Origin of the sequence: Duganella callida (genome assembly GCF_004614165.1) — a bacterium.
Lineage (GTDB): Bacteria > Pseudomonadota > Gammaproteobacteria > Burkholderiales > Burkholderiaceae_D > Rugamonas > Rugamonas callida.
In genome coordinates, this window is record NZ_SPVG01000087.1 from 25028 (window position 1) to 31468 (window position 6441).

Sequence of the window (6441 nt, forward strand, 5' to 3'; positions counted from 1 at the left end):
ACTGCTCAAAATCCTGACGATGCGGCAGGATAAGGCTTTTTAGCTAACAATGTGTAAGATTTTTGTATCTTTGATTTAACAATAACAATCACGGCGCGGGCGTGCAATCCACGCAAGGGCAATCGTGGGCCGGTTCGTGTTTCAGGTGATGCGCGAGGTCGCGCAGCGCGGTGCGCACCCCTTCCTCCACCACCGGATGATAAAACGGCATGTCCAGCATGGCGTCCACCGGCAGGCCCGCCTGCACCGCCCAGGCCAGCAGGTGGCCGATGTTTTCCGCGCGCGGTCCGATCATTTCGGCGCCGAGGAAACGGCCGCTCTGGTATTCGGCGTAGACGCGCAGCATGCCCTTGTTCTGCAGCATCACGCGACTGCGGCCCTGGTTATGGAACGACACCTTGCCGACGGCGAAACGACCGGGGTGCGACACGCACAGCTCGGCATAGCTGGCACCCATGGTGGCGATCTGCGGCTCGGTGAAACTGATCGCCAGCGGCGTGCGGCGCAGCCCCGGCTTGACCTCGGGATAGCGCGCGGCGTTGTCGCCGGCGATGCGGCCGTGATCGGCCGCTTCCGGCAGCTGAGGCCGCTCGTCGTTGGCATCGCCGGCGATGAAGATGGCGCTGTCACCGCATTGCATGGTCTGCTGGTCGTACAGCGGAATACCGTGGTGATCGCGCTGGAGACCGGTGTTTTCCAGTCCCAGCTGGTGCACATTCGGCCGGCGGCCGATGGCCGACAGCAGATAGGCGAACTGCTCGGTGCGCTGCTGGCCGCCGGCATCCTCGCTGGTCACGGCCAGGCCGTCGCCGTGCTGTTCGACCTTGATCACCTTGGTCTTGAAGCGTACGTCCAGCTCGTCACTCATGGCGCGCCGCGCCACTTCCAGCACCTCCGGATCGGACAGCTGGGCCACGCTGCCGCCCCGCGCGAAGATGGTCACGCGCACGCCCAGCCGCGCCAGCGCCTGGCCCAGTTCCAGCCCGATCACGCCGGTGCCGACCACGGCCACCGATGCCGGCAAGTCGTCCCAGTCAAACACCGCGTCGCTGGTGATCACCCGCGGACCGGCGGCGCGCCACTCGTCGGGCACGATGGGGGTGGAACCGGTGGCGATCACGAAGCGCTCCGCCTCGACGAGGGTGTGGTCGTCCACCTGCAGCCGGGTCGGGCCGAGGAAACGGGCGTGGCCGTGCAGCTTGTCTTCGGCCGGATACGCCGCCACGCTCTCGACCACGAAGCCGACAAAGCGATCGCGTTCGCTGCGCACCCGCGCCATCACCGCCTTGCCGTCGATGCGCACCTCACCGGCGTGCACGCCGAAGCCGGACGCCGCGTGCAGCATGTGCGCCGCGTCGGCCGCCGCAATGAGAAGCTTGCTGGGCATGCAGCCCACGCGCGCGCAAGTCGTGCCGTAGACATTGCTTTCGATCAGCAGCGTCTGCTTGCCGCCGGCCTTGGCGGCCCGATAGCCGGTCATGCCGGCTGTGCCTGCGCCGATGATGGCGACTTGGGTGCGTAGGGTTTTCATGCTGTCAGTCTACTCTCGTTTGCCTATCGTGTTTTACTTTGAGGCAAAACAGTATTAGTATGGCTTATCGTTTTCAAATTTTATAAGTTTGACTTATGGACAATCTGGACTACCGCGCGCTGGCCGTGCTGGACGCCGTGGTCGGCCAGGGCAGCTTCGACAAGGCCGCGCTGGCGCTCGGCATCAGCCAGTCGGCCGTATCGCAGCGCATCAAGGCGCTGGAGGATGCGGCCGGCCGCCTGCTGATCGTACGCGGCCAGCCGGCCCTGCCGACCGGGCTGGGCCAGCGGCTGGTGTCCCATTACCGCAACGTCAAGCTGATGGAAGCCTCGCTCGACATCGACCTCGGCAACAAGGTCAGCATGCCGGAGATTTCTCTGGCGGTCGATACGGTGAGCCTGGCGACCTGGTTTCCGCAGAGTCTGCAACCCTTGCTGTCGCCGCCACGCTGCCAGCTCGACATCCAGGTGGCGACGCGCGAGCTGGCGCTGCATCTGGTGCGCGAGGGCAGCGTATTCGGTTGCGTGGCGGCGGCCGGGGCCGATGATGTACGGCCGAACGGGCCGCAGGTGACACCGCTGGGCAGCATGCGCTTCGTCTGCGTGGCCACCAGGGTGTTTGCCGGACACTGGTTCGGCGACGGCTTTTCGGTGGAAGCGGCGCAGCTGGCGCCGGCCTTGGTCAGCGACCGCGACATGATGGACGCTTTCCTGCAACAGGCGCTGGACTGGCGCGGCGCCTATCCGCATCACACGCTGCCGTTGTCGGCGGCCAGCAGCGCATGCATCCATGGCAGCCTGGCATATGGCCTGATGCCGGCGGCGCAGGTGGCCGGCGCGCTGGCCGACGAGCGCCTGGTCGACCTGGCGCCAGGCCACCATATCGACGTGGCGCTGAACTGGCACGCATGGAACCTGGACACGCCGTTCACGCGCGCGCTGTCGGAACAGATCATCGCCACCGCCCGCCGTTATTTGCTCTAAATATCGAGCGGATCGACTTCCAGCGACCACTTCACGCGGCTTTTCAGGTCGCGCAGCGCGCGCATCCACTCCTTCAGGAACGCCTGCAGCGCCGGCCTGGACGGCGATTCGACCAGCAGCTGCGCGCGGTCCACATTGTGCACCCGCGTCATGGTCATGGGAATCGGATCGTTGATGGTGATGCCGGGATGTTCGAGACAATCGCGCGCCATGGCCAGGAATTCCAGCGCCGTCGCCAGCTCGCGCGCTTCCGCCCGCAACAGCGCCTGGAACAGATAGGGCGGCAGGGCGGCCTGCTCGCGCTCCTCCAGCAAGGCCGAGGCGAAGTGGTCGTAATCATGATGCACCACCGCGCCGTACAGCGGATGTTGCGGATAACGGGTCTGGATCAGCACCTCGCTCGGAATGCCGGCACGACCGGCGCGGCCGGCCACCTGCATCAGCTGCGCGAACAGGCGCTCGCTGGCGCGGTAATCCTGAGAAAACAGCGCCGTATCGGGATTCATGATGCCCACCAGCGTCAGCTTCTTAAAATCGTGGCCCTTGGCCACCATCTGCGTGCCGATCAGGATATCCACCTCGCCGCGGTGCACGGTATCGAACGCCTCCTGCGCGCTGCCCTTCTTGCGGGTGGAGTCGGCGTCGATGCGCAGCACGCGCGCTTCCGGGAACAGCGCCTGCAAGCCTTCCTCCACGCGCTGCGTGCCGCGTCCCAGCGGCTGCAGGTCGACGTTGCCGCAGGTCGGGCAATGGCGCGGGATGCGCATCTCCAGGCTGCAATGGTGGCAGCGCAGCCGATGTTCGGGACGGTGCAGCACCATGAACGACGTGCAGCGCGTGCATTCGCTGACCCAGCCGCAGGATTCGCAGCAGATCACCGGCGCATAGCCGCGTCGGTTCAGGAACAGCAGCGACTGCTCGCCCCGCTCCAGGCGCTGGCCGATCGCCGCTACCAGCGCCGCGGTCAGGCCGTCGGTGGGCTTGTCGCGCTCCATGTCGATCAGCTTCACCTGCGGCAGCACGGCGTTCCGCACCGCGCGCTCGCGCAACTCCAGCTTGCGGTAGCGGCCGGACTGCGCGTGGTGCCAGCTTTCCAGCGATGGCGTCGCCGAGCCCAGCACGATGGGAATCTGCAGCTGCCAGGCGCGCCATACGGCCAGATCGCGTGCCGAATAGCGCAGGCCTTCCTGCTGCTTGTAGGAAGGATCGTGTTCCTCGTCGATCACGATCAGCTTCAGCTGCGGCAGCGACGCCAGGATCGCCAGCCGCGTGCCAAGCACGATGCGCGCCTTGCCCTGATGCGCGGCCAGCCAGTGCAGCATGCGTTCGCCTTCCGACAGGCTGCTGTGCAGGGTCGCCAGCATCACGCCGGGGAAGCGGGCACGGATGTTGGCCTCCAGCTGGGGCGTCAGATTAATCTCCGGCACCAGGATCAGAATCTGGCCTTCCGCTTCGCGCGCCAGCACTTGCGCGCAGGCTTGCAGATAGACTTCGGTCTTGCCGCTGCCGGTCACGCCGTACAACAGCGTGGGCTGGAAGCCTTGGGCACCGCCGATCGCATCGGCCGCCTGCTGCTGCGAAGCATTCAGCACCGGCATATCGGCCGGCGCCGGATCGTGCGGCGCCGCCAGCTTGGCCAGCTTCTTGATCGCCCGGTCCAGCGCGACGGTGGTGCCTACGCGCAGATTCTTGGGCAATCCCGGCAGCGCCACCTCGCCCAGCGGCCGCTGGTAGTAATCGGCGGCAAAGCCGGCCAGCGCCAGCCACTGCGGCGACAACGGAGACAGCTGGGCCCGCACCGCCAGCGCATCCTTCAACTTATCCACCGGCACATCGGTCTGCTCAGCCACGCCGACGATCAGCCCGACCACCTCGCGATGCGCGAACGGCACCAACGCCAGCTGGCCTGCGTGCGGCCGGTCGGCCGGCTCGCATTGCCACCGGTAATCGAAAACCGCGTTGAGCGGCGTATCGATGGCGATTTGCAGGATGCAAGGCCGTGGATTATTCATGCTGCACCTTGCAAAAATATCGATGCTGTATGTATCCACAGTTTCTGTGGATAACTTTGTGGACAATGGAAACTTAACCCCCGGAAAGCACTGACATCCATGTTGGTATCATCGAAAACCGGGTCGAAAGTCAAAATTTTTTCTCTTTAAAATCAGTTACTTAAAAAACGCTTCCCAGCGGGCCGGAAAACCCCGTCGCTGGCTGTCCGCTGTGTATAAGTGAAGTATTTACGATGCTTTTTTTGTTCAAATCACGCTGTTTTCAGTGCATTACAGTCAATACTGCACAGCACAAGAGCACCGAATTTTAAGCTTATGCTCTGCTGACGCTTTGCGGCTTGACAACCAACTTGGCAAGGCTGCCATTTTTGCCTAAAAATCGTGCAATGCAACAGAAATTTAAGTCTAAATAGCAATATTACGGCTAAGTCACGGTTTACTAAGTCATTTTATTTTTTATCCACAGTTTTTGTGGATAACTTTGTGGAAAATGAAGAAACAAATCGGATTGTTACCTCTATCAGGGTTTACAAGCTGTCAAATCCGCCCTCTATAGCCGCAGATTTTATGCTTGCGAATCAAGTACTTGCAAGATGCCACGCAGCTAAAAGTAGCCCACAGGCAGTTATTTCAGGAGCAAATAAAATTGTGCATAAGTTGCCCTGCATAGTCCCTTCGCACCAATGAAAAAGGGGCCAGTTTCCGTCGAAACCGGCCCCTTATGCACCAGTCGATCAGGCCGAGCGCAGCTGCTTGCCGTAGTTGTGCACAGCCGCCACCATGGCCGCCACATTTTCCGGCGGCGTGAACTGCGAAATGCCGTGACCCAGATTAAAGACATGGCCGCTGCCGTTGGCGTCCGGCTTGCCGAAGGCGTCCAGCACCTTGTGCACTTCCGCCGTGATCTGTTCCGGGCTGGCGAACAGGATGGCCGGATCCAGATTGCCCTGCAGCGCGACCTTGTGGCCGACCAGCCGGCGCGCCAGGGTCAGATTGGCGGTCCAGTCCAGGCCCAGCGCGTCGGCGCCGATGTCGGCGATCTGCTCGATCCAGTGGCCGCCGCCCTTGGTGAAGACGATGGCTGGGATCTTCACGCCATCCTTCTCGCGTTTCAGCAGCGACAGCACCTGCTGCATGTACTTCAGCGAAAATTCCTGATAAGCGCCATCGGCCAGCGCGCCGCCCCAGGAATCGAAGATCATGACCGCCTGGGCGCCGGCGTCGATCTGCGCGTTCAGGTACTCGGCCACGGCGCGGGCGTTCACGTCCAGCACGTGGTGCATCAAGTCCGGGCGGTTGTACAGCATCTTCTTGATGGTGTGAAACTCGCGCGAGCCTTCGCCTTCCACCATGTAGCAGGCCAGCGTCCAAGGGCTGCCGGAGAAGCCGATCAGCGGCACACGGCCGTTCAGCTCTGTGCGGATCTGCGTCACCGCCTTGAACACATAATCGAGCGAACCGGGCTCGGGCAGGCGCAGCGCATGCACATCAGCCTCGGTTTTCAGCGGACGCTCGAATTTCGGTCCTTCGCCCTCGACGAAATGCAGGCCCAGGCCCATGGCGTCGGGCACGGTGAGGATATCCGAGAACAGGATGGCGGCATCCAGCGGGAAGCGGTCCAGCGGCTGGATCGTGACCTCGGTGGCGTAATCCGGATTGGTGGCCAGGCCCATGAACGAGCCGGCCTTGGCGCGCGTGGCGCGGTATTCGGGCAGATAGCGTCCAGCCTGGCGCATCAGCCACACCGGGGTGTACTCAGTCGGCTGGCGCAACAATGCGCGCAGGAAGGTGTCATTCTTGAGCGGGGCAAATTGTGGCATGGAAGACAATCAAAAGCGATGAAAGAACTATTATCCCATCAAATCCGGGGTCAGGTCTTCCATTGCGTCACGGCCCCAGCCGTAGCGGCCGCTAC

4 protein-coding genes are annotated in these 6441 nt (G+C 62.9%); 1 reads left to right on the plus strand and 3 read right to left on the minus strand.

Translation table 11 applies throughout. The features are described 5' to 3' along the window. Positions 1 to 88: 88 nt before the first annotated feature. Positions 89 to 1531 carry a dihydrolipoyl dehydrogenase gene (locus E4L98_RS09060; RefSeq protein ID WP_135201230.1) on the minus strand — a complete coding sequence of 481 codons (1443 nt, stop codon included), beginning with the start codon at positions 1529 to 1531 and terminating at the stop codon, positions 89 to 91. A gap of 95 nt (positions 1532 to 1626) precedes the next feature. On the opposite strand from E4L98_RS09060, the gene E4L98_RS09065 reads away from it, so the two are divergent. Next, positions 1627 to 2514, plus strand: a complete 888-nt coding sequence (locus tag E4L98_RS09065) for an ArgP/LysG family DNA-binding transcriptional regulator (protein WP_135201231.1) — start codon at positions 1627 to 1629, stop codon at positions 2512 to 2514. Here the strand turns inward: E4L98_RS09065 and E4L98_RS09070 are convergent. Both E4L98_RS09070 and hemE read right to left on the minus strand, forming a co-directional pair. Then, positions 2511 to 4526, minus strand: a complete 2016-nt coding sequence (locus E4L98_RS09070; RefSeq protein WP_135201232.1) for a primosomal protein N' — start codon at positions 4524 to 4526, stop codon at positions 2511 to 2513. The two genes, E4L98_RS09065 and E4L98_RS09070, sit on opposite strands and share 4 nt — an antisense overlap. A 734-nt stretch (positions 4527 to 5260) precedes the next feature. Then, complete coding sequence (gene hemE / locus E4L98_RS09075; RefSeq protein ID WP_135201233.1) at positions 5261 to 6346, minus strand: uroporphyrinogen decarboxylase; 1086 nt, start codon at positions 6344 to 6346, stop codon at positions 5261 to 5263. Positions 6347 to 6441 lie beyond the last annotated feature (95 nt).